Annotated in this window: 19 protein-coding genes; 8 read left to right on the forward strand and 11 right to left on the reverse strand. The window is 50.8% G+C overall.

The features are described from left to right. Nucleotides 1-158 precede the first annotated feature (158 nt). A complete protein-coding gene (gene gppA / locus C2M36_RS02260; RefSeq protein ID WP_234399076.1) occupies nucleotides 159-1,649 on the reverse strand; it encodes a guanosine-5'-triphosphate,3'-diphosphate diphosphatase in 1,491 nt (496 codons plus the stop codon). Between the two features lie 76 nt (nucleotides 1,650-1,725). Continuing rightward, complete coding sequence (gene rhlB, locus C2M36_RS02265; RefSeq protein ID WP_105189421.1) at nucleotides 1,726-2,997, reverse strand: ATP-dependent RNA helicase RhlB; 1,272 nt, start codon at nucleotides 2,995-2,997, stop codon at nucleotides 1,726-1,728. Nucleotides 2,998-3,088: 91 nt separating this feature from the next. On the opposite strand from rhlB, the gene trxA reads away from it, so the two are divergent. Next, nucleotides 3,089-3,415, forward strand: a complete 327-nt coding sequence (gene trxA / locus C2M36_RS02270) for a thioredoxin TrxA (RefSeq protein WP_105189420.1) — start codon at nucleotides 3,089-3,091, stop codon at nucleotides 3,413-3,415. A 175-nt stretch (nucleotides 3,416-3,590) separates the two neighbouring features. Beyond that, nucleotides 3,591-4,850, forward strand: coding sequence for a transcription termination factor Rho (rho, locus tag C2M36_RS02275; protein ID WP_105253525.1), 1,260 nt, complete (start codon nucleotides 3,591-3,593; stop codon nucleotides 4,848-4,850). A 59-nt stretch (nucleotides 4,851-4,909) separates the two neighbouring features. Here rho and C2M36_RS02280 read toward each other — a convergent pair whose 3' ends face one another. Together C2M36_RS02280 and C2M36_RS02285 are read right to left on the reverse strand one after the other, a co-directional pair. Further along, nucleotides 4,910-6,775 carry an ATP-binding protein gene (locus tag C2M36_RS02280; protein WP_105253526.1) on the reverse strand — a complete coding sequence of 622 codons (1,866 nt, stop codon included), beginning with the start codon at nucleotides 6,773-6,775 and terminating at the stop codon, nucleotides 4,910-4,912. After that, the gene (locus C2M36_RS02285; protein ID WP_158678841.1) at nucleotides 6,693-7,715 is read right to left on the reverse strand and encodes a tetratricopeptide repeat protein; all 1,023 of its coding nucleotides are present in this window, start codon (nucleotides 7,713-7,715) and stop codon (nucleotides 6,693-6,695) included. Before C2M36_RS02285 ends, C2M36_RS02280 begins: the two co-directional genes overlap by 83 nt. A gap of 462 nt (nucleotides 7,716-8,177) precedes the next feature. Between C2M36_RS02285 and C2M36_RS02290 the strand changes: the two genes are divergently transcribed. Then, the gene (locus tag C2M36_RS02290) at nucleotides 8,178-10,247 is read left to right on the forward strand and encodes a TonB-dependent siderophore receptor (protein ID WP_105253528.1); all 2,070 of its coding nucleotides are present in this window, start codon (nucleotides 8,178-8,180) and stop codon (nucleotides 10,245-10,247) included. Nucleotides 10,248-10,382: 135 nt separating this feature from the next. Continuing rightward, entirely contained in the window at nucleotides 10,383-11,234 is an 852-nt protein-coding gene (locus C2M36_RS02295) for an SEL1-like repeat protein (protein ID WP_105253529.1), read from the forward strand. A gap of 57 nt (nucleotides 11,235-11,291) precedes the next feature. On the opposite strand, the gene C2M36_RS02300 is transcribed toward C2M36_RS02295, so the two are convergent. Next, nucleotides 11,292-13,259, reverse strand: a complete 1,968-nt coding sequence (locus C2M36_RS02300) for an alpha/beta hydrolase family protein (protein WP_105253530.1) — start codon at nucleotides 13,257-13,259, stop codon at nucleotides 11,292-11,294. 41 nt (nucleotides 13,260-13,300) lie between these two features. Beyond that, on the reverse strand, nucleotides 13,301-14,194 hold the full coding sequence (locus tag C2M36_RS02305; protein ID WP_105253531.1) for a DUF808 domain-containing protein: 894 nt from the start codon (nucleotides 14,192-14,194) through the stop codon (nucleotides 13,301-13,303). An 82-nt stretch (nucleotides 14,195-14,276) separates the two neighbouring features. Between C2M36_RS02305 and C2M36_RS02310 the strand changes: the two genes are divergently transcribed. The 4 genes from C2M36_RS02310 (at nucleotide 14,277) to C2M36_RS02325 (ending at nucleotide 17,438) form a co-directional block, all read left to right on the forward strand. Then, nucleotides 14,277-14,582 carry an MliC family protein gene (locus C2M36_RS02310; protein WP_105253532.1) on the forward strand — a complete coding sequence of 102 codons (306 nt, stop codon included), beginning with the start codon at nucleotides 14,277-14,279 and terminating at the stop codon, nucleotides 14,580-14,582. A gap of 59 nt (nucleotides 14,583-14,641) precedes the next feature. Continuing rightward, nucleotides 14,642-16,108 carry a 4-hydroxy-3-polyprenylbenzoate decarboxylase gene (ubiD, locus tag C2M36_RS02315; protein ID WP_105253533.1) on the forward strand — a complete coding sequence of 489 codons (1,467 nt, stop codon included), beginning with the start codon at nucleotides 14,642-14,644 and terminating at the stop codon, nucleotides 16,106-16,108. Nucleotides 16,109-16,169: 61 nt separating this feature from the next. Next, a complete protein-coding gene (gene fre, locus C2M36_RS02320) occupies nucleotides 16,170-16,883 on the forward strand; it encodes an NAD(P)H-flavin reductase (RefSeq protein WP_105253534.1) in 714 nt (237 codons plus the stop codon). 141 nt (nucleotides 16,884-17,024) lie between these two features. Beyond that, nucleotides 17,025-17,438, forward strand: coding sequence for a CBS domain-containing protein (locus C2M36_RS02325; protein WP_105216204.1), 414 nt, complete (start codon nucleotides 17,025-17,027; stop codon nucleotides 17,436-17,438). Here C2M36_RS02325 and add read toward each other — a convergent pair whose 3' ends face one another. The 5 genes from add to hemC all read right to left on the reverse strand — a co-directional run bounded on the left by add (nucleotide 17,439) and on the right by hemC (nucleotide 25,153). Continuing rightward, on the reverse strand, nucleotides 17,439-18,446 hold the full coding sequence (gene add, locus C2M36_RS02330; protein ID WP_105253535.1) for an adenosine deaminase: 1,008 nt from the start codon (nucleotides 18,444-18,446) through the stop codon (nucleotides 17,439-17,441). A 63-nt stretch (nucleotides 18,447-18,509) separates the two neighbouring features. Then, on the reverse strand, nucleotides 18,510-21,173 hold the full coding sequence (locus tag C2M36_RS02335) for an ATP-binding protein (protein WP_105253536.1): 2,664 nt from the start codon (nucleotides 21,171-21,173) through the stop codon (nucleotides 18,510-18,512). A gap of 10 nt (nucleotides 21,174-21,183) precedes the next feature. After that, nucleotides 21,184-22,302: a heme biosynthesis HemY N-terminal domain-containing protein gene (locus C2M36_RS02340; protein ID WP_105253537.1), complete on the reverse strand. Its 1,119-nt coding sequence runs from the start codon at nucleotides 22,300-22,302 to the stop codon at nucleotides 21,184-21,186. Nucleotide 22,303: 1 nt separating this feature from the next. Beyond that, nucleotides 22,304-24,181, reverse strand: a complete 1,878-nt coding sequence (locus C2M36_RS02345; protein WP_158678842.1) for a uroporphyrinogen-III synthase — start codon at nucleotides 24,179-24,181, stop codon at nucleotides 22,304-22,306. 30 nt (nucleotides 24,182-24,211) lie between these two features. Then, entirely contained in the window at nucleotides 24,212-25,153 is a 942-nt protein-coding gene (gene hemC / locus C2M36_RS02350; protein WP_105253539.1) for a hydroxymethylbilane synthase, read from the reverse strand. Between the last annotated feature and the right edge of the window lie 18 nt (nucleotides 25,154-25,171).

Genomic DNA, 25,171 nt, shown 5'->3' on the forward strand with positions numbered 1-25,171 from the left:
CCTGCCGTCTCAGTGGGGTCGCATTATAGGGAGATTCGATTTCGACGCAAGCCCTTTTTTAAAGAAAATTGCGAAAAATAGATCGTTTGCAGTTAAATTGAGCATAACGACTCAAAAACATACAAAAAACCACCTAACGGTGGCTTTTTGGCGGGGTTTTAATTGCTAATGGTCAGTTTCCATCCAGCCTTTCGCTGGTAGAGTGACTCTTGCTGTAGCTCACTGAACATCAGGGGATGCGCATCTAACCACTGCTTATCTATATAGAGTGTCAACGCATTATCATGTTCTTTAATTACCAGCTCGGGCAAAACATCATTTTTTCGGCGCATTGACAGAATTACCGCTACTCGTAATAACCGTACTAACTGGGCAGCCAGATTTTCATGAGCACCCAGCGATTCGAAGTCACCGGCTAATACATCGCCTTTATGGAAACGAACTAGTTTTGCCACTAGGTTATGCTGTTGTTTGGTAAACCCGGGCATATCGGTATTTCTGATGATATAGGCACCATGCTTTGGGTATTGCTTATATTCAATTAATAAACCTACTTCATGCAACATGGCTGCAGCGGTCAATAACCCATGATCCGCCTCACTAAGTTGCCAGGGCTTACTTAACTGCGCTAACAATAGTTTAGCAATACAGGCAACCCGTTCGCCTTGTCCACGATCCACATGATAGCGAGTAATAAAACTGTCTATGGTGCGTTGGCGAATATCCTGGCGCTGCAATTGCGGCACCATGCTATAAAGCACGCCTTCGCGCAGTGCTCCACCGGCTAAGCCCATGGCACTAACCTGTAAGCTCTCAAAGATGGCTATAAGAATCGCGAGTCCAGACACAAAGACTAAACGACGCTCTTCACTCAACCCAGGAAGTTGAAGCTGATCAATAGATGCGTATCGGGTTGTTAATTGGCGGATATCAAGCAGCTTATCCAGTGTCAGGGTTTCATCTTGGCGCTGGGCGACCATGATCTCTTGAATAGCCTGAACCGTACCGGATGCACCCGCGGCATAATCCCATCCGGTTGCTTGATATAAGGCAATAATAGGTTGCAGGGTTTGTTTTGCCGCCTTGATGGCATTGTCATAATTGCTATCGCTGAGCAAACCATCTTTAAAGTAATGCTCAAGGTAGGTGACGCAGCCCATATGCAGGCTAGTGTAATGAATGGCTTGTTGGCCTTCGCCTATGACTATTTCGGTACTGGCGCCACCAATGTCAATTACCAGCTGCTTACCTGTACAAGCCGACGTATGCGCCACACCCTGGTAGATGGTTTTTGCTTCTTCTTCACCACTGATCACATTGATGGGATGACCGAGAATTTGTTCGGCACGAAGGCGAAACTCATCGGCATTTTTTGCTAGGCGTAATGTTGCGGTGGCAACAATGCGTACCTGAGTCGCGGGAATATCCTGCAGGCGCTCGGCAAACAAGGCTAAACACTCCCAACCACGCTCCATTGCTTCCTGACTCAGTTGCATGCTGCCATCCAACCCTGCAGCCAAACGCACCTTGCGCTTTACCCGGCCAATGGTTTGTAACGAGCCAGCCACTGTTTTGGCAATCAACATATGAAAGCTATTGGAGCCAAGATCGATTACCGCATATAAATCATCTTGGAGAGAAGAATTCACCACGTACTTACCTCTAAAAAAGCTTGGCCTGGGGCCAAGCTTGCACGTCGTTTGGACGTGTAGTCATGCTAGTAGGCTAACGTCCTTGCCCATGGCGGCGACGACCTTGCCCATGTCCTTGGTTTTTACCTCGTGAACGCCCTTGCGGCTCACGACGTTTAATTGTTTTAGGAACCGTAAGATCATCCAACAGCGCCGTTTTATCATAATGAGACACTGGGATATTGTGCTCAATATAGTCTTCAATCTCTTGCAGGTTATAGGCGTATTGCTCACAGGCAAAGCTGATAGCATGGCCTGATGCCCCTGCACGACCGGTACGGCCAATACGATGCACGTAATCTTCGCAATCATCCGGAAGGTCGTAGTTGAACACATGACTGACTTCAGGAATATGCAAACCACGGGCGGCAACGTCCGTAGCAACTAAAAGATCCAGACTGCCCTTGGCAAACTGTGCCAAAGTTGCTTGTCTCTTCTTTTGGTTCACATCACCGGTAAGAAGGCCGACGCGATGACCATCCGCCTTTAACCAGGCATACAACTTTTCACAAACGTGTTTGGTATTGGCAAAGACAATGGCTTTTTCTGGCCATTCTTCTTCGATCAAGGTGAGCAGCAGCTTCATTTTGTCGTCTTGTGACGGATGAAACAACTCTTCCTCGATACGCTTGCCGGTTTTCACATCCGGCTCAATTTGCACATGCTCCGGGTTGGTCATATGCTCGAATGCTAATTCTTGAACACGATAAGACAGGGTTGCCGAAAATAGCAGATTTAGACGTTCGGTCGCTTCAGGCATGCGGCGGAACATATAACGGATATCTTTGATAAAGCCGAGGTCGAACATGCGATCCGCTTCATCCAGTACCACAACCTCGATGTCGTTAAGGGTATAACACCCTTGTTTGTACAAATCGATCAGACGTCCCGTGGTACCAATTAAAATATCGACACCTTTTTCTAGCTGCGCCCGTTGTTTTTCGTAATCTTCGCCACCATATAATAAACCTAGTTTAAGATTACAGTGCGGTGCTAAGATTTTTGCATCTTTGTGGATCTGAATCGCAAGCTCCCGAGTGGGAGCCATGATCAGGGCTCTTGGTTGCTGACCCGACGGCTTTTGACTCTGCAATAAGTGATGACAGGTGGCGGTAAGAAACGCCAGTGTTTTACCTGTGCCAGTTTGCGCTTGGCCCGCAATGTCGCGGCCAGCCTCAACATAAGGCATACACTTCGCCTGAATAGGCGTGCAGTATTCAAAGCCACTTGCTTGCAATCCGGCAACCACCTCCGGAGCTAAAGCAAAGTCTGCAAATTTTTTATCGGTTAAATGTGTCTTATTCATAGCGATAAAGCATAACGCTTAAACTTGCAATAAGAAACAAGAGTGTTTAAATACGCACTAAATAAATTCGCCAAATTTAACGGAGAGCGTGATGAGCGATAAAATTATCCAATTAACAGACGACAGCTTTGAGGCTGACGTAATGCAATCAGACAAGCCAGTACTAGTCGACTTTTGGGCTGAGTGGTGTGGTCCTTGTAAAATGATTGCCCCTATTCTTGACGATGTGGCTGGCGAGTTTGAAGGCCGTGTGACTATCGGTAAACTGAATATCGACCAAAACGCCGGCACTCCACCTAAGTTTGGTATCCGCGGTATTCCAACCTTACTACTGTTCAAAGACGGTCAGGTTGCCGCTACTAAAGTAGGTGCCCTTTCTAAAGCTCAGCTAGTTGAGTTCTTAGAAAACAACATCTAAGCAATCAATTATAAAAAAGGGCGCTCGCCCTTTTTTTATATGACATTTTGTATAAAGACTGGACGATAAGCCACTGAGCTGCTAGTTTATAACCCCAACAATTCCAAGTTTATCCAAAAACCTCACTCGAAGTATTTCTATTTCGAGACGATAAATAGTTAAAGAACCCACCAATATGCATTTACGCGAACTGAAAGACAAGTCTATAAAAGAGCTTGTAAACCTAGCCGAGTCTATGGGCTTAGAAAACGTAGCCCGTCTAAGAAAACAAGACATTATCTTTGCCATCCTGAAAGCCCACGCAAAAAGTGGCGAAAACATTTACGGTGGCGGTGTACTAGAAATCCTGCAAGACGGTTTCGGTTTCTTACGTAGCTCAGAAGCTTCGTACCTGGCCGGTCCAGACGATATTTATGTATCTCCAAGCCAAATTCGTCGATTCAGTTTGCGCACGGGCGACAGCATTGCCGGTCTTATTCGTCCACCTAAAGATGGCGAGCGCTATTTTGCCCTGCTTAAAGTTAACGAGGTTAACTTTGATAAGCCGGAAAACTCACGCACCAAGATTTTATTCGAGAACTTAACGCCACTACATGCCAATGAACGTTTACGTATGGAACGTGGTAACGGCAGCACCGAAGACATCACCGCCCGTGTTCTTGACCTTGCAGCACCAATTGGTAAAGGCCAACGTGGCTTGTTGGTTGCACCGCCAAAAGCCGGTAAAACCATGCTGCTACAGAATATCGCCCAGTCTATTAGCTATAACCACCCTGATTGTGAGCTGATGGTATTGCTTATCGATGAGCGTCCGGAAGAAGTAACAGAAATGCAGCGCCTGGTAAAAGGCGAAGTTGTTGCCTCAACCTTCGATGAGCCAGCAAGTCGTCACGTACAGGTTGCGGAAATGGTGATCGAAAAGGCAAAACGCCTGGTTGAGCATAAAAAAGACGTGATCATCCTACTGGATTCAATTACCCGTTTAGCTCGAGCCTACAACACAGTGATCCCGTCATCGGGTAAAGTACTCACTGGTGGTGTTGACGCCAATGCCCTACATAAACCGAAACGCTTCTTCGGTGCGGCACGTAACGTTGAGGAAGGCGGCAGCCTGACCATCATCGCCACCGCGCTTATCGATACCGGTTCGAAAATGGATGAAGTTATCTACGAAGAGTTTAAAGGTACAGGTAACATGGAACTGCACCTGAACCGTAAGATTGCCGAGAAACGCGTATTCCCGGCGATTGACTTCAACCGCTCTGGTACTCGCCGCGAAGAGTTGCTGACTAAACCGGACGAACTACAGAAGATGTGGATCCTGCGTAAGATTGTGCACGACATGTCGGAAATCGATGCCATGGAATTCCTGATCGATAAGCTGGCCATGTGTAAGACCAATGATGAGTTTTTCGACTCTATGAAGCGCAAGTAAGCCTGCACAGAGTTAAATAAAAGCCACTGTAATCGCAGTGGCTTTTTTGTGTCTGAAGTCTAATGCCCCGACTCGGTATCGTGCATCGCCAGATCGTGCAGCAGCTCGCTTACGTGCTCACCGTCTTGGAATTTGGCGGCGCGCTCAATGTCACTGAGCAGTTGGGCAAGCTCCTCATCGGCAAACATTTTTGCAGCGCCAGCCAAGCGATGGGCAATTTTGGCCACGACAGCGATATCGCCGCGCTGCTGCGCCGCTCTAAGTAGGGCGATTTCCGCCGGCAGGGTTTGCGCGAAACTGTGACGCAGATCGCTCATATCAACCTCACGGTAACCCTCTTTTTGCTCACCGATACTCAAATAACGCTCTAACATGGCACAAAACTGTGCCTTATCTATGGGCTTGGCCAGGTGGCCGGCAAACCCTGCCTGCTTATAGTGGGCGATTTCATGGGTCATGGCGTTGGCGGTGAGGGCGATAATGGGGTTACCAAAACCACATTGATGCAACAAGGACAGCGCCCCTAAACCATCCAGTATTGGCATCTGAATATCCATCAACACCAGATCCGGGTTATGTTTCAACGCCAACTCCACCGCTTGTTCACCATTTTCGGCGCTGTAGACTGTCACTCCCAAATTCTCCAAGGTGCGCTCAATCAGGCGACGGTTATCCGGGTGATCTTCAGCCAGTACCACGCTGCCGTTAAAGCTGGAAGTATAACAAGGCGGTTGCTGTGCCTGCACATCGCTCGTCAATGGGCTGTGCTGACAGGGAAGTTTAAAGCAAAAGCAACTGCCTTTGCCCAAGGTGCTGGTCACGGTAATTTGACCACCCATGATGCACGCCAATTGCTGCGACAGACTCAAGCCCAGTCCGGTGCCACCAAAGCGTCGGCTAATGGAGTTATCTCCCTGACTAAAGGTGGTAAAAATAGCTTCTAGCTTGTCCTCGGCGATGCCAATCCCCGTGTCTTCAACACAAAATACCAGGGCATTTTCCTTGCCGCTGACCTTGAGGGTCACAGCCCCCTGCTCGGTAAACTTAATGGCATTGGAACATAGGTTAACCAGTACCTGCTTGACACGAATATAGTCCAGCTCGGCACCGCTGTTGGCCGCCAGCTGGTTGTCGATGCAAAAGCCAATCCCTCGCTGCTGGGCGCTGGGAGCAAACATGGCATTAATATCGGCGAGCAGCGAATCCAGACTTACCAAAGCAATATTAAGCTCAAGCTTATTGGCCTCGATCTTACTTAAATCCAGCACATCATTGATCAGCTCACCCAGGTGCTGGCTGTTGTTATAAATAACCTGCAGCTCCTTGGCGACATCTGCGCCACGTACCTCGCCATGAATAATGGCTTCTGCCTGGCCCATAATGGACGTCAGCGGCGTTCTGATCTCATGACTGATATTAGCCAAAAATTGGCTTTTTATTTCATTGGCTGAACTCAGCTGTTGCGCCAGGGTTTCTAGCTCCTGGGTGCGCAGGCGTACTTTTTCTTCCAAGATGGCATTGGCCCTGCGCTCGGTGGCACGACGATACAAGAGCACCCCGATGATCAAGGTCAGCAACAGTAACCCAGAGACCAGCCAGGTAAATTGATTGCGTTGGCGCGCCGCCATACGTTCAAATTCTTGTTGCTGCTGCAACGATTCCACCTGACGCTGCAACTGGGTCGTATTGTATTTAGCATGGAAGTCATTGAGGCGACTGGCAATGGCATGACTGACGGCTAGATCGCGTTCACGCTCATATTTTTCAAACAATACCAGGGCCTGCTGCGTATCCCCCTTGGCGGCCACCAGCAGCAGTTCTATTAAATAGGTATTGAGCGACTCATCGTCCTTGTTGTTCTGGCGCGCCAACGCATAGGCCTGTACTAAGGCTGCTTCGGCGCGCTCGTACTTCCCCCTTCCCATACAGCACCTTGGCGGTGATCTCTTGTACGGTAATGAGCCCGGGGAAATAGTCGATCACCTCAAGCTGCGCCTTCGCTTCTTCTAAGGTAGCCAGGGAGTCATCAAAACGGCCTTGAAAGAAATACAAGTCGGCCAAGTTCATCAAGGTGTTATGCAAGCTTAAAGAATCATTGGTCTTGGCAATGTTCGCCAACGCCAACTGATATTGCTCGGCGGCGGCGTCAAGCTGCCCGAGGTTGCGGTAAATAATGCCGAGATTAGACTGCATTTGTGCCAGCCCGGCTGTATCGCCCAAGCGCGTAAAGGCATCCCCCACGGTCCCATACATTTCTAACGCGGCATCGAAGCGATCGGCACTGATATAGGCGCCAGCAATATTGTGAATAATATCGACCCTATCCTGCTCCGAGCCGTATTCGTCATACAAGGCTTTGGCACTGCCGTAATAGTCAATGGCCTGCTCCAAGCGCTCCGCGCGCATCAAGGCCAAGCCGATATTATTGTATAAATGGGCCTGTAGCAGCGGTTCATTGGCTTGCTCAAGTATCTGTAATGCTCGGGAGTAGTCCTCCACGGCACTGAGGTAATGACCACGGTAATAATTGGCTATACCCTGCTTTTTCGCATAATCGGCACGGCGTACCGGAGGTTCTCTATCGGCGGATAACTGCTCCGCGCGCAAAAAATATCGGGTCGCTTTTTGGTAATCACCCTTAGCAAAATAGTGCTCGGCGACGAACACGGTCAGCGCCAACTTTTCACTATCCGCCAGGGGCTCACTTAAACGTGTTATGGCACTATCGAGTTGTTGCTCTTTGGGCTCACTCTGGATTTGCTCTAGCGCGGTGTTGGCAGCATAGCTGGGATAGGGGGAAAGAGACAAAGCGGCCACGACAATAGCGCTCATGATGAGATAAAAGCTGACCTTCCTTTGCGACATTACTTTCTTCCACTTTGGCTTTGTACTAGAGCATAGCTGCCATACCCTAGCGTATTTATTACTTGAGACATAAATAGCATCACTTTCGATTCGCATTGCTATCACTAACGCTCGTGCCACCGCCTATCCTTGTTGGCATTCGCTTTTATAGAAATAGCCTCAACGTATTGCGAGTGTTTGCTATTTATTCATATCCAGCGGGCATATTCAACTTTATTACGACTATTAACCTATGCCACTCGCATGCCAGGGTGCTTGAAGCGCCCCCTGTCTAAAAGAGCAAATTATAGCCCATTTATCAACGAAGTTATTGATTTACTTAAATAGTCTAAAGAGATAGGTCCCTTTCGAATACATTAAAAATGAAAACATGAATAACACACCAATACTTGCAATTGATAATCATTTGCAATAGCATGCGCATTCACAATAACTCTTAACAACTCTTTAGGATCTTACGCAATGACGCGCCACCCTCTTTCACTCATTATTCTCAGTGCCTTATCTACGCCAAGCCTAGCGGCAACCCAAATGGAAACCATTGAAGTGATCGGCAGTTATTTCAATGATTATAAGGTCGACAGCGCTTCCGGCGCCATGCGCACCGATGCCTCACTGTTAGAGACGGCCCAGTCGGTGACCGTGATCCCAGAAACCATAGTCAATGAGCAGCTGGCCACCACCCTGGGTGAGGTCTTAAGTAACGATGCTAGCCTAACCTCGGGTTCAAAACAGCGTAACCGGGAAACCTTCAATATGCGCGGCTTCAGCCTAAGCTCCGCAACCGGCTACCTGCGCGATGGCCACCAGCACTGGTCACACTACCAACAGCCCATTGAGATCTTAGAGCGCGTTGAAGTGATCAAGGGCCCTGCAAGCATTTTATATGGTCAGTCCGGTCCTGGCGGCTTAGTTAATATGGTTACCAAGAAGCCAAGTGCAAATCGCTTTGTTAATCTCAGCGCCGACGTTGATCAACATGGCTCAACGCGTTTTATGCTGGATGCCAGCTCGGCTCTTAACAACGATGAAACGCTGCGCAGCAGAGGTATTGTGGTTAAGCAAGACGTTAATTTCTGGCGTGATTACGCCAATGGCGACGAACGTGAGCGCGACCGCTTTCTCGGCGCCCTGGTCGTTGATTACGACTTAAGCGAAGATACCCTGATCCGTGTTCACTATGATCGCACCGACGACAAAACCGGTCTCGACACCGGTGCCTGGCTAGATGAGCAAGGCAAGCTGATTGGCGATGATAAAACCATTTACGACTTTTCCTGGGCCTTTACCGATATTGAGGTTGAAAACCTCGGCCTGGATGTACGTACCTACCTCAATGATAACTGGCAACTTAAGCTCGGCTATAACGAACAAACCTTCGAGCGCCAACGCTTCGAGTCGGCACCACGTAAACCCGGTGATTATCAACTCGGTGACAGCTATAACTCGCGCCCCTATGATCGCTTTGACGACTGGCAATTTACCACCGCCTATATCGACCTTATCGGTGACTTCCAACTTGCCGGAATACAGCATCAGCTTTTGATTGGTGCCAATAGCCTGGATTATTACTATGGCCAACTGCGCACCAGTGCCGATGCCATCGATTTTATCCCTGGCCAAACGGAACCGAGCCGCCCCGACATCAGCTATAAAAGCGATACCAGTCTAAGCAGCAACGAGTACGACTACTACGGCATCTATATTCAGGATTTGATCACCTTGAATCCCCAGTGGCAGCTGTCCCTCGGTGGTCGCTATGATAAACAGAATAAAGAAGGCGCCGACAACGAGTCAGTGCTGCCTAAGGTTGGCCTGCTGTATCACCCGCACCACAATGCAACCTTGTATGCCAGCTACTCAGAGGGCTTTGAACCTCAGGGCTCGGAGCGCCTTATTAATGAAAGTGATAAAAACCATAATATGAAACTCGATGCCATCACCTCGGAGCAAATGGAGATAGGCGCGAAATGGCAATTATTTGATGATCGCCTGCTGCTCACCGGTGCACTCTTTGATATTAGTAAGAAAGGCACCCTGGTTAGCGAGTTGGTGGAGCATCCGGATTATGACACCATCACCACGCAAGTGGGCGAGCAGCGCCATAAGGGTGCCGAGTTAGCCGCCCAAGGTGCCCTGAGCGACCGCTTCTTTGTCATGGCCTCAACCATGTATCTGGATGCCAACTACGAGCGTGATGAAACCCTGGAAGGAAACACCCCGGCAGATGCACCGAAATGGTCGGCCTCATTGTGGTCACGCTATGAAGTCACCGAAGCACTGGCGCTCAATGCCGGGCTCTTCTACACCGGCAAACGCTTTGCCGACAGCGATAACCAGATAGAAAAAGACGCCTATACCCGCGTCGATGTCGGTGCCACCTATGCCATCAAGCTCGCAGGCAATGATGTGGATCTGCGCTTAAATATCGAAAACCTTTTCGATACCGATTATTTGGCCGGTGGCGGTGTCAATAATGTCACCGTAGGTGAAGGCACCAACTTCCGACTTGCCGCACAATTTAGCTTCTAAGGGCATGATAAAAAGGCCACGTCTGTGTGGCCTTTTAATTAAAAGCTATTTGTAACATAAGCTTACAATTCGTTTTTGCTCGTATTCGATACCTTGCTTACAGTGGAGTCATTCTCTTAATGACAAGGAAGTAACATGGCTATTGGCATCTCCAATGCGGCACAACTGCGCCCCACCAACGTAAACCGGCATGCCGGCAACTACAGCCTGCTCCACCTCGGCCCAGTGCCCTTAATCCCCTTGGGCCTTCCACGAAAAAGCCTTAAACACTGGCTGCTTTGGGCTAGCTACCATAGCCTGGCTGTGTGGTTATTACTCTTGTTCAGCTATTATATTTACCACCAGCAGCAGGAACAAAAAGCGCGACAACTGAGTATTCTATCGGCACCCGAGATCTATGATGTTTATTTAGTCGAACAGCAAAAGTTGTTTCAGGCCCTTGGCGAGTCCGCACGCCCGGGTTTTATGGTGTTACAAGTACGTGCGGTTGATGAGGCTCAGATCTCAGTTAAAGTCGGCGCGGTAAGCTACCAAAATAGGAACGGGGTCAGCAAAGCAATTCGCATGGATAACCTGATGCAAAATGGCTACTTTGCAACACAGCCACTTACCCTTTCACGCGCGGCTCTTGCCGATTACTTTGCAACGGGTGCACTCTATGCCGCTCACAGGCCCAATCATATCTACATCAACGGCGGCATTGTTAGGCCTCTCCCCAAGCCCAAGCCCCTATACTCAGGGGTCAAGCTCAATAAGGCCAACCAGCGTGGTATCGAATATTATCGCCAAGGCGCTTGGCAAGAAGCTTTAGCTGCGTTTAAGGAAGGAGCTGACCAAGGCGACAGCTGGGCGCAATACAACCTTGGCGATATGTACCAAAAAGGACATGGCGTTAATGAAGATCTTAAGCAGGCCTGCCTATGGTTTACCAAGGCGGCTGAGCAAGATCATGCCCAGGCACAAGCAGCCTTGGCTCAATGTGATTAACTCCTATCTACATGGCATGAAAAAGCCCGGCATTTTCCGGGCTTGCGCTTGTTGTTACTACAGCTTCAGATGCTGGTCTAAAAATGCCATCACCTGCTGATAATAATGTAAGCGATGTGATTCGTTGTAAAAACCATGTCCTTCGTCTTCGAGTAATACATACTGATAGGGATGCTTGGCCTTTTTCAGCGCCTCAATTAAGGACTCAGCCTGCTCAATAGGCGCGCGCTCGTCCTCTCCACCATGCACTATCAACACCGGCGCCTTCAACTTGTCGATGTTATAGCTAGGCGAGAAGGCCTTAAGCTGAGTTTCGTCTTCTCCCAGCACTTTTTTCAAATAACCCTGACCACTGGCGCGCTCGGCAATGTCGCCTTCTTCAAACATGAGCGGTAAGTCATAGACACCCACCACACCCACGGCACATTTGAACATGTCTGGCTCAATAATGGAGCTTTGCAGCGCCGAGTAGGCACCGAAGCTACCACCCATGATGCACATGTTGCCTTTGTCTACCCAGCCCTGGGCAATCACATACTTTACGCCGTCGATAATATCGTATTGGATATCCGTACCCCATTTACGGTAACCGGCACGCTCAAAGTTGCCACCAAAACCGCCGGAACCACGGAAGTTAACCTGTAATACGGCAATCCCACGGCTGGCAAGAAGTTGAACATCCGGATCGAATCCCCACCAGTCACGAGGACCATGAGGGCCACCATGAGGCAACACCACCAAGGGTAAGTCTTTTAGCTCTTTGCCATATGGAGCGGTAAAGTAGCCGTAAAGGTTCAGACCATCGCGGGCCTTAAATTGAATCGGCGTGGTTTCGGCCATCTTTTCCACATCCACCCAGGAACGCGACGAGAATAAAAACGACAGCTTGTTAGTCTTACCGTTATAAAGATAATAACTACTGGGGTGACGGTCACTGCCCGCCCACACCACACTCATATTGCCATCCTGCGTACTGCTGACGATGCGCACCTGACGCCCGGGGATGGCTTGCAGCAAGCCTTTTAAACGCTGGCTCATTTTCGCCTCGGAATCAACGAAGGCATAGGTTGGGTATTGAGCCTCATACTCGATAGCAAATACCGACTTATTCACATCGTCGACCCACACCTTGCTAGGTGACACACTGCCTTCGCGATGCACTAGCTCATATTCTTTGGTTTCAAGATTGAGCTTATACAGGCCCGATGGTTCACCTTGCTTTGCCGCGCTGGCATAGACTATATCGCCTTCAAGATTAAACCCGTGTAAGCGAATATCCGAAAGATCCAACTCCGATAATGGCAACTCTACCCACTCCCCCTGCTCAAGATCGCGAATATGCACTTGCTGGTCGCTGGATGTGTCGGTAGATACTGACACACGCACTCGACCTTGCTCATCGGTTAAGAACTGCGCCATGCGTGAAGGTGAACCCATTACCCTTCTACGCTGGCCACGGTTAACATCAACTTCGTAGACAATGGTATGGGGCTCTTTGGAGCCGGTCCAAGGATAGGTAACAATGAGCATCTTATCTTCATCATGTACCAAGGGATCCAGTACATAGGAGGTGCCGTACAGAGGCGTTGCTTTACGCACCCTGCTGCCAGTTTGCATTTCACCTTGGTACCCAACTAAATATCTTCCTTGTGTACCATCGGCATTCACACCGAAAAGCTCCCCGTAATACTGCGGATGGTCTTGCCACCCCTTAAGGTATTCCTTACTTAGCACGACCCGTTCATTATTAACCCAGTGGTAATCTCCTACCTGCGCGTTTTCAGGGAAGCGCACCCCATGGTGCATTTTAAATTCTTTGGTATCGAGAAGCAGTAATACGTTTTTCCCTTCTTGCTTGGTCATCACCCCCATATAATCTCCATTGGGTGACAATTTAATGGAATGGTATTGCACATCGCGGGAAAAGGTATCGATAGGAATTAGGCCTTGTTCCTCGGCCTTTTGCTCTTGGCTATAGGCAAAGCTGGCCATGGCTCCCAGTAGCAGGCCGACTAAGATCTTCATAGGTACTCTCCTTGAGTTTGGGGCTGCACCCTTAATATTTGTTATTTTTTCAGCAGCTTGACCAAGTGTAGTGCGATTACGACGACGAATCCAGCGATAAGCCCGGCGATACCATTGGCGCCATTGACGACCAAGGTTTCAAGCAGTCCACCGTATTGAGCGGCCAGCTCACCCCAGTGGCCAATAAGGTGATGCAGGGGCACAATGCCATGCACCAATATGCCGCCACCTACTAGAAACATGGCTATAGTCCCCAATACCGCCAGCGCCTTCATCAACCAGGGTGCCAAGGTCAGCAAGAAACGACCCATAGCGCGACTCATGGCGCTTTTAGCTGAAACACCCCGCTGCAGCAGAAATAACCCGGCGTCATCCAATTTAACGATGCCCGCTACCAGGCCATATACACCCACCGTCATCACCACGGCAATCACCGACAGCACTGAGAGCTGATGAATAAAACTGGCGGTCGCAACCGTACCCAGTGAGATCACGATAATTTCCGCGGAAAGAATGAAATCGGTGCGTATCGCCCCCTTTATTTTTTCCTTTTCTGCTTCCGGGGTCAGAGGCTCGGCCAGGGCCGGGTGCTCCGGCTGCTCTTCCTTGGAGTGAACCAGCTTTTCTGCCCCCTCAAAACACAAGAATAAGCCACCTAACATTAACAGCGGCGTGATCAGCCAGGGAATAAAGGCGCTAATCAGCAGCGCCGCGGGCACCAGGATGGCCTTATTGAGCATGGAGCCTTTGGCCACCGCCCAGACCACGGGTAACTCGCGGTCGGCGTTCACCCCCGAAACCTGCTGCGCGTTAAGGGCCAGATCGTCCCCCAGTACGCCGGCGGTTTTTTTGGTCGCCACCTTACTCATGGTGGCAATGTCGTCTAATAGGGCGGTGATATCATCAAGTAGGGTCAGTAAACTTGCGCCAGCCATGGGCATTCCTTTTGCAGTGTTAAATGTGCCTTGTTAAGCTAATACGCTACACTGAAGTTGTCCACAATTGCGGAGCAAAACAATGGCTAAGATACTTTTTCTCGCAATACCCGCCACTATACTGCTCAGCGCCTGCAACGAGTTGCCCTTAACCGAAGAGCGCTCCGTGGCGGTAAACTACCGCTGTGATTCGGGAGCCACTTTCAGCGTTCGCTTCGGCGCCGAGAGCGCAACCCTGACTTTAGATCAAGATACCTATACCCTGCATGGCGAGCGCGCCGCCTCCGGTGCCAAGTACAGTAATAGAGAACTGACCTTTTGGGGCAAGGGCGATAACAGCATACTAATGATCAACGACGAAACCTGGCAGTGTCAGAGCAGTGATTGATCGCTTTTGCGTCGCCATCAAGTATAATGCTGCAAACTCTCGAGGCTTACAGAGGCGGAATGAAATACAAAGACTTAAGAGACTTTATCGCGTTGCTTGAAGAACGCGGCGAGCTCAAGCGGATCAGCCAGCCCATTAGCACCCATTTGGAAATGACCGAAATTGCCGATCGCACCTTGCGTGCCCAAGGCCCGGCCTTACTATTTGAGAATCCGGTCGGCTATGATATTCCGGTGCTTGCAAATCTCTTTGGAACACCCGAACGCGTGGCCTTAGGCATGGGTCAGGATAACGTCGAAGCGTTGCGCGAAGTGGGTAAACTACTGGCCTTCCTCAAGGAGCCCGAGCCGCCTAAAGGCATTAAGGAAGCATTTGGACAGATCCCGGTATTCAAACAAGTCCTCAATATGCCCGCCAAGGAAGTGAAAAAGGCGCCCTGTCAGCAGGTGGTGATCAGTGGCGATGAGGTCGACCTGACCAAGCTGCCCATACAGCATTGTTGGCCTGGCGATGCCGCGCCTCTTATTACCTGGGGCCTGACGGTCACTAAAGGACCTTACAAAAAGCGCCAGAATCTGGGTATTTACCGCCAGCAACTGCTAGGTAAAAACAAAATTATTATGCGCTGGTTATCGCACCGCGGCGGCGCCCTGGATTTCCAGGAATGGTGTAAGGAAAATCCAGGGGAGCCCTACCCGGTTTCCGTTGCCCTGGGTGCCGATCCTGCCACTATTTTGGGTGCGGTCACGCCGGTGCCGGATACGCTCAGCGAATATGCCTTTGCCGGTTTGTTGCGTGGCAGCAAAACCGAGGTGGTAAAATCGATTTCCAACGATTTACAGGTGCCCGCCAGTGCGGAAATCGTGCTTGAGGGTTATATCGCCCAGGACGAGCTGGCGCCCGAAGGGCCTTATGGCGATCACACCGGCTATTACAATGAGGTCGATGATTTCCCGGTGATGACGGTGACCCATGTTACCCACCGCGAAAACCCCATATACCACAGCACCTATACCGGCCGCCCACCCGATGAACCGGCCATTTTAGGTGTGGCACTGAACGAAGTATTTGTGCCCATTTTGCAAAAACAGTTCCCAGAAATCGTTGATTTCTATTTACCGCCCGAGGGCTGCTCATACCGCATGGCGGTGGTGACCATGAAGAAGCAATATCCCGGGCATGCAAAAAGGGTGATGATGGGCGTGTGGTCCTTCCTGCGCCAGTTTATGTACACCAAGTTTGTGATCGTTTGTGATGATGACGTCAATGCCCGTGACTGGAATGACGTGATCTGGGCCATTACCACACGTATGGACCCGGCGCGCGATACCACCTTGGTAGAAAATACCCCAATCGACTACCTGGACTTTGCCTCGCCGGTTTCCGGCTTAGGCTCAAAAATGGGCATGGATGCAACCAACAAATGGCCCGGTGAAACCGACCGCGAATGGGGCGAACCCATAGTGATGGACGAGGCCACCAAGCAAAGAGTCGATGAAATATGGGACTCACTGGGCATAGACTAGGTGCCCGTTTATTGGCCTTCTATGGTAGGCTAGCAGTTAAGAGTAAGAAGCAAGGTTAATCATGCAAACATTACAAGCGGATGTGCTTAGCATTTCGCCACTTACAGAATTTGTTTACAAAGTAATTTTGAAGCCAAATGCAGCGGCTCAATTTGAAGCGGGCCAGTATTGTCAATTGGTACTGGCGGAAAAAGACAAGCGTGCATTCTCAATCGCCAGTCGCCCCAGCCAACAGCATGAAATAGAGTTACACATTGGCGCCTCGGGTGCCGACTCCTACGCCATGCAGGCGCTTGAGCACCTGAAAGAGCATCTTGCCAATGGCACTCAGGCAACGCTGGAAGTGGGCCTGGGTGTATCTCAGCTACGTCTTGATTGCGACCGTCCACTGGTTCTTTTGGCGGGGGGCACCGGCTTCTCCTATGTTAAATCGATGGCCGACCACCTTGCCGAAGTCGGCTGCGACCGCCCGGTATTTTTCTACTGGGGTGTAAAGCACGAAGATGCTCTGTACGCCAAAGAAGAAATGGAAGCCTGGGCTGCCAGTAACCCGCATTTCACCTTTATCCCGGTCGTTGAGCAACCGCAAGGCGAGTGGCGTGGCCACACCGGCTTAGTACATCAGGCGGTGATGAAAGACATAGTGTCGTTAGAACCCTACGCAATTTATATGGCCGGACGTTTCGATATGATAGGCGCGGTGCGCGATGACTTTATCGAGCACGGTGCCCTGCGCGAACATATGTATGCGGATGCCTTTGCCTTTATCAAGTAAACCGCCACTAAGCTTTCGCTGTTAGAAAAGAGACCTAGGTCTCTTTTCTGTTTTTTGGAACACTGTAATAGTTTTAATTCATTTTACCTATCAACCAGCCAAACCTAGACTACTCCCATCAACCACAATAGGAGTGCGACCATGTTCAATATCAAAGTCTCTGATATTATCAAGCGAACCTTTTTATCCATCAGCCCGGATCTTGAGCTCACCGCAGCGATTGATTTACTGCTTAAACATCAGGTGATTGGTGCTCCGGTGATCGATGACTCGGGAAAGTTATTGGGTTATTTATCGGAGCAAGACTGCTTAGCGCCGCTGACCACCAACAGCTACTTTTGTGATGGCCGTATCCAGGTGCGTGAGGTGATGAGCCAAGATGTGCTTACCTGTCAGCTCGATGACTCTTTACTTGATTTAGCCGCGCGCATGCGCCGCCACAATCTACCCAAACGTTATCCAGTTATTGACCAAGGGAAAGTCATCGGCATGGCGGAGCGCTCGCAGGTATTACAAGCGCTCTCACAGAGTTACCGCAGCTGTAGCGCTGCCTGATTATGCCTCGCGAGCGGCCGCTTTTGCTTTTAAAGCGGCTTTATCGCCATCGCTTAAGTAAGCGATTTCTAACGCATTGACTTGAGCCAACTCGATATCTTCCTTGCTTAGGCCTGCTTGGTAAGCGGCATGTTGATATTCGTTGTCGAGTTCAATGCCCTGCACCGCCGGATCATCGGTATTAATCGAGGCCAAAATGCCGTGCTCCAAGAAGCGCTTCAATGGATGGGTGTGAATATCGGCAACCGTACTGGTAAGCACGTTACTGGTCAGACACGACTCGATACCAATGCGGTTATCACGCAGGTAATCCATTAATTTAGAGTCCTGGATAGCATTGACGCCGTGTCCGATACGATCGGCCCCCAAGCCCTGAATGGCCTGCCAGATACTGCTGGAATCCTGTGCCTCACCGGCATGCACGGTGGCACGCAAGTCAGCCTTGTGCACCTGTTTAAAGTGGTCCACAAACAAGTCACCGGGAAAGCCAAGCTCGTCACCGGCCAAATCAACCGCCACCATCTGCTCTTTAAAGGCCAAAATGGCGTCCAGCTCTTGCTGACATTTTTGTTGTCCGAAGGTGCGCGACATAATGCCGATTAGGTTGACCTTGATATCGTGCTCACGCACGGCGCTATGAATACCATCGACCACGGCCTCAACCACCCCTTGTGGATGCAGGTTATGGCTCATCGCCATGTAGTAAGGGCTAAAACGCAGCTCGGTGTAGTCTATGCCTTGTGCCACGGCATCCTCAACATTTTCGATGGCAATGCGACGGCAGGCATCGTAATCCCCTAACACCTTTACGCCCCAGTCGAGCTTTTCTAAAAAAGCCATCAAGTCGGGGGCTATCTCAACGACCTGCACATGCGGACGCAAAGACTCAAGGTCGTTACCTGGGAGCTGTATATTGAACTGTCGGCCCAACTCGAGAATGGTGGTAGCGCGTACATTGCCGTCTAAATGGCGATGTAGATCGAGTAAAGGTAGTTGGCGATTGATCATCATGACCCCCAAGTGTGTAGATAAAATTGCGCGCATCATACGCACTTGCGCAATAAATTCAAGTTAGTCCGGTGTGGCACTCACCCGCCGGGCCAATTGACGGGCAATGCTACTAAAGAGCGTATTGGCCTCAATAGGCTTCACCACATAGTCGTTCATGCCGTAATGTTGAGCCAGCTTTAGGTCCCGTTCCTGGGCATTGGCAGAAAGGCCAATGATAGGCAAATCACTGAGCAGTAGCTCATTACGGATCACCTGGGTGGCCGCCAAACCATCCATATTTGGCATCTGTATATCCATGAGCACCAGGTCATAATGTTTGCGGCCCACCATTTCGACCGCCTCAACACCATCGTTGGCAATATCCGGTTTAGCGCCCTTGCCCTCAAGCATGGCCTTGGCCACCTGCTGATTGAGCGGGTTATCTTCCACCAGCAAAATAGCCACATCGGTTAAGTCGATATTGCGTAATTCGCCGCGCTGCTTTGGCCTGTCTTGACGCTTCGGTAGATTGGATTGCTTCGGCAGATAAACGCGAAAACAGGACCCCAGCCCTTCTTCGCTCTCCAGTTCAATGCGCCCGCCCATCAAATCCACCAGCTTTTGGCAGATGCTTAAGCCTAGCCCGGTGCCGCCAAAGCGTCGCGAGGTCGAGCCATCGGCTTGCGAAAATGGTTTAAATAATTGTTTTTGAATCTCTTTACGAATACCTATACCGGTGTCGCTAACGCTAAAGCAGAGTTCATTTTTACCCTCGGCAACCTTTAGGCGAATGGCACCGTGCTGGGTGAACTTCACCGCATTGTTCAACAGATTCAGCAAAACCTGCTTAAGGCGGATCATATCGGTGTGGAAGGTGGGCGCCACCTCCGGCTCGATTTCATAGTCGACCAACAGGCTCTTATTGCTGGCTTCCACACTGATCAACTGTTTTAGCTCGGTGCAGAGCTCGTCTATGACTATGGGCTCCTGGTGCAAGTCGAGCTTGCCCGCTTCCATCTTTGAAAAATCGAGCAAGTCGTTAAGTACTCGCAGCAGCACACTCAGGGCGTTATCCGCCTGCGCTACATACTGCTTGCCCTTTTGCCAATTATCCTGCTGCAAGGCCAGGTAATGCAAACCCTTGATGCCGTTGATTGGGGTGCGTATTTCATGACCCATATTGGCCAGAAACTGTGATTTTGCGCTGTTGGCACTGTCGGCCTTGGCCTTTTCTTCGCGCAATACCTTGGTTTGTTTTGCGACCTGATCGCGCACGCGAATATTACTGCCGGTGATGGCGATTAAAAAAGTGGTCAACAACCAGACGAACAGCATGCCCACCACCTGAGCAAACCAATAGCCAGACCATAACGGTCGGCCGCCCTGACGATAAATGTTTAAACGCCATTGCCGAGAGGCGGTAGCCACATCATGGCTCATGATCAAGTCATCATGTTCGGCCAGCTTTAAAATAGCCTGTTGCGGCTCGGCACTGATATCCACTACTTCCACATCTATGCCGTCGAATGCCATTTTGGCCAGTGCCGATTGTTTTAATAACGGTAGGCTTATCACCGCAGCCACATAGCCATTAATCAGGGTTTCTGTATCCAGCACCTCGGCCACCACCAAAAAACCAAGATCGCCCTGAGGGCTGCTTTCAAGCTGAAAGGCGGGGGTTACAAACAACTTTCCCGGATGCGTTAAGAGTTCCGGGAAGTACGGCTCCGCACTGATATCAAGACCAAACACAGTCTGCAGACCCGACGAAAACTGACCATAATAGACGGGAAAACGATTCTCTCCGGCATACCGCTGTGCAAAGCGGGCAAACACCCGATATTGCTCAACTCCCTCATCCTGAGCTCGTTGTTCCAGGGCCGCCACGTCTTGCGCTAACACCTTGGGCATCCATACCAGGGCATTGATCTCCGGGTTGTAGGCCATTTGTTTGCTGGTAAAGTCATCAAACTCGCGCCGCGACACGTTATGACTGTGGGTCATAAAGGAGGCCAAGATCTGGGTATTGGCACGCAATCGAGTGAGCACGGCATCAAACTGCTCGACGATCACCTGCGCCTGGGAATGATAATAGCGTTGATTTTGCTCTTGCTTGGCATTGGCCGCGAGATAGAAGGTGACGCTGATCACCGCATAGATAATCAAGGAGGGTACCACCACCTGAAGGCGATGACGCACCACTTCGAAGTTAAAGCCTGCCAAGAGTAGGGGAGTAAAAATCATCACCCCGATGCTGTCACCTATCCACCAGGTTAGAAAGTTCTCCCAGCGTCCCGACGCCGGGATCACGCCATTGACAATCAACAACTCGGTACCGACCACGGCAGCAATAACACAGACCAGGGGACCGCCAACCAGGATGCTGGCCATGCTGCGTTTTAAATCAGACAGATCAAGAGGTGCGCGCAGTACCTTGGTGATCAGCCAGTAGCCCAAAAAGGCCTGGAAGGTGGAAGCAAGCGTCACCAGTGTAGCCTGGGTAGCCACCTGCCAATGGAGGATCCCTCCAAGACTCTCAAGGTGCAATAAGTTGGTCATGAACGCGCCGATCAGGATACCGACTAAGGCTCGGCGTCCGGCGATCAACAGCGCCGCAAGGGCAATGCCAGAGGGTGGCCAAGAGGCCACGGCATAGCCCTCAACAGATAACAGGGCGTTACTTAAAAATCCGGTAATAAAGTAACCCAGGGCAACAACAAGGCTTAGGTTGAATAGGCTCTTCATTACCGGCTCGCTAGCGCTGGCTGTGGTCGAGAACGAGTAAGGCTTTCTCCGCTTGACCTGTGGCGCGATAGCTTTGCATGGCCCGCTGTGGATGCGGCAGGCGCTGTTGCTGCGCTAAGACCTTATCGAAAATCCGTGCCGCCAGCTCGTGTTCGCCCTGGCTTTGCGCCAAATAAGCCAGACATACGAGCATTTCCGGCTCATCGGGCTGCTTTTTCAGCTCGGCCTGCAATGCTTTTTGCAGCTCTTCGACCTGGCCGTATTCGATCTCGCTCAATACCGACAAGAGCTGCGAGTATTCATTACGCTTGAGCAGCTTTTTCAGCTCTTCTTGCACCGCGGCAATTTCTCCGACACGCACCATAGCCCGCAAATAATGGGTGTGACCGCCACTGCGCACCGCTTTAGGCAGATCGCCATTGCGCTTTTGCAAGGTGGTGACCGAGTCACTATCAAAATATGCCCGCAAGGCCCAATCCCACTCGTTTTCATCCAAGCTTTGCGCCTTGATTAAACGCGGGGCTAATTGGGCAAATTCGTTGAACTTATGCAACTTCAACAACACATTGGCATAAAGTTTTAACTGATGCGCCGTGGCTTTTTTACTCGCGCATTGGCTGCGTAGCGTGGCCAGTACCTCGGCTTCGCTATGGGCCGCCAACCACAGGTTTACCGGCTCACTGCGATTCTTATCCGACAGTTCATCCAGGAGATTCAGAGCAAAGTCCCGCTCCCCTTTCTGCAAACGAGCCTTGGCCTGCATGGCCAGTGAGAAATCACGCCACTTTTCGTCGACACTGCCCTTGCTTAAGGTGTGCTGCAGTTGCTGCATGTCGTCGTTGATCAATGCCCATAACGCTTGTTCCAGCACCGCCTGCTTGAGCTCCTTGCTACGGGCAAAAAAGCCATGGCGAACATTGCGATAGCTGTTGATCACATAACGCAGCAAGCAAAAAAGCAGGTAACCGCCAAACAGGGTTAGCAAGGTGAGAATAACAAAACTGACTATGCTGCCCTCGACGGTCCACTGACCAAAGGCAATCAGCACATAGCCCTTTTCGTCAATCAGCCAAGGGGCCACCGCGGCGACCAAGGCGATAAGGCCAAAGATAATAAGCAGTCTCACCATGTTAAGACTCCTCTAGCGCACTTACAGTGGCCAGGTTAACCGGCTGTGCAGGCGTAAGCTGTTGTAGTCTCAACTGTTTGAGCTGACTCAGAAATTGACTGGTTTGCGGCTCTGATAAATCAAAGTAGCGGGTAATTAAATCCGCCGCACCTTGCAGCGATTGTTTATATAAATCGACATACTGGTGAGTGGCGGCAAAGCCAGCCTGATCCAGGTAAAAGTGCAGGCGCTGTTTAATCAAGCGCTGTTGTTCGTTGTCCAGCAGGGGCTCTATGGTCGTTTCGCGTTTGCGCACCTTGATAAAATCATCCACCAGCTTATCCCAGGAGCGTCCTAAATTAGCCCGCCAGTCGGAGACATTGTCCGATAGTGCCTGGTTATCCGCTGCAACCGGTTCGTCCGGCAAATCAACCATGTTGAAAGCCAGTTTATCGACCTGCTGCCCCAAACCATGCAAGGTCAGGACAATGGCTTGCACATCCGCCAGCTCAATACTGGCTAAGGTTTGCAGGTCACTGTGAATAGCCCTTCTTAGTTGGGCATTACCCGGGTAGCTGGCGAGCAACGCATCGGCGCGCTCAAGCACGGAGGCCGCGCCGGCGTAGTTATTCTCAGACCAAATTTTAAAATCGGCCAGAGCCACCAAACGGCGCAACTCGTTCATATCTAAGGGGGGTTGAGTATTATCTTGTGCCGCAGCAATGCTTTGCTCAACATGCGTGATCAGCGAGCGCTGATTGGCACTCAGCTGACGACTGATGTCGTCATTAAAATCCTGCTGCCACTGCTGACTTTGCTGTTGCTGGGTTTGTTGCGCACTGCCCAGGGCCTTGATCTGCTCCGTCAGTGCCTGATTTGCGCTATGCAACTGCTGCACTCGCTGTTGCATTTGTGCTAGCGCCGCATTTTCCTGCTCGACCGCGCTGCTTTGCTGCTGATACTGCTGCCAATATAAATAGCCAGTCCCGGCTCCGGCACCGAGAGCGATAAAAAGAGCCAGTAAACCAAGCTTACTCATGCCTCGACGCTGGCCTGTCGGCGCTGCGTCCGATGGCATTTTTGGCTGCGGCTCTTTTGTTGTGGCCGCCGACGTATTAGCAGGAGTTGATCCCTGCTCTGGCTTCTCTGGCTGCTCGCTCATCTTGTTTTCCTGCTCACTGTCGATACACGCGGCGATGGCCTGGTTAGTCACGCCTGCGGCAATACTAATATGGTCCGTGGCCACACCCTGCTGTTCTAAGTGTGCCCCTGTTCTAGCACTAACAATATAGAAATGTCGCGATTTAAGCCACTGTAATAATTGCGGATCTTGGCTAGCAAAGATGGCATCGACGCTGCTGTTACTGGTTATGACCAGGGCATCGACCTGCTTCTGCTGCCATTGCTGTAACCAGGCATCACTGCTCGGCTTTGCCGCACTGCGCTGATACACCACCAGCGGATTCACAAAGGCACCGCGCTGCTTAAGGGTTTTAGCTATGAGGGTGCGGCCACCGCGGCCCTTCACCAGAACTATGGATTTACCCTCAACCTGCTGTAGCTGAGGCAGCGCCAGCACGCCTTCAGAATCATGCTGCTCAGGCACCAGGGCGCGGTATTGAAAATGGCTTTCTATTGCCTCGGCGGTGGCTTCTCCCACCGCCACACATTGCAGGCTTGAAGGCAGGGTGGCACGCTGCTGATACAAGCCACTCACCGCGTCTTGAGAGACAAAAACGGCAATATCGGCCTCATCCAGAGTCGCTAACTCTTGTTCGTCACTGTCGAGATACTCTATGTTTAGCACCGGGCATTGAGTCACCTTATACCCTTGCGCGCTAAGCAGATCCGCCAGTTCTTGCCCCTTGCCCTGGGGTCGAGTAACAACAATATGTGCCATTGCCTGTGCCATCGTTTTCGTCCACTGCTATTATTTTATTTCACCGTACACCTTGGCCAGAATCACATCGGCTCCTTGAGCCAAGAGCTCTTCCGCCAGACTGACACCCAGTTGCTGTGCTTCGCTAATCGGCCCTTTGGCTTCGGCGCGCAAAATTTGTTTACCATCCAACGAGCCCACCAGACCACGCAGATACACCTGGTCACCTTCAACCACGGCGTAGGCCCCGATAGGCACCTGGCAACCCCCTTGCAAACGGCGGTTCATGGCACGCTCGGCATCGACACGGATACGAGTTTGCGTATGCTCCAGCGGCGCCAACAGGGCTTTAATTTGCTCATCATCGCTGCGACACTCAATACCCACGGCGCCTTGGCCGTTGGCCGGCAGCGACTCTTCGGCACTGATATAACTGCGGATACGATCGCTCATTTCTAAGCGGATCAGGCCAGCGGCGGCAAGGATAATGGCATCGTACTGACCGTCGTCCAGTTTAGCTAAGCGGGTATTTACATTACCGCGCAGATCGCGAATATCGAGATCGGGACGACGTTCCTTCAATTGGCACTGACGGCGTAAGCTCGATGTACCAACCACGGCGCCCTCAGGCAGGCTGTCGATATCGGCATACTGGTTCGATACAAAGGCATCGCGCGGGTCTTCGCGTTCACAAATGGTATGCAGCTCTAACCCGGGGGGGAAATCAACCGGCACGTCCTTCATGGAATGCACCGCGATATCCGCACGGTCTTCCAGCATGGCCTGCTCCAGTTCTTTTACGAACAAGCCCTTACCACCCACTTTAGCCAAAGGAGTATCGAGAATAATGTCGCCCTTGGTGGTCATGGTCACCAGTTCGACTTCAATATTTGCATGATGGCGCTCTAATTCAGCCTTTACAAATTCGGCTTGCCACAAAGCTAGGGCACTTTTACGAGTGGCAATTCGCACTCGCTGAGTTGCAGTTGTCATGTAATTCCTAATTCAAAG

Origin of the sequence: Pseudoalteromonas sp. T1lg75 (assembly GCF_002964705.1) — a bacterium.
GTDB lineage: Bacteria > Pseudomonadota > Gammaproteobacteria > Enterobacterales > Alteromonadaceae > Pseudoalteromonas.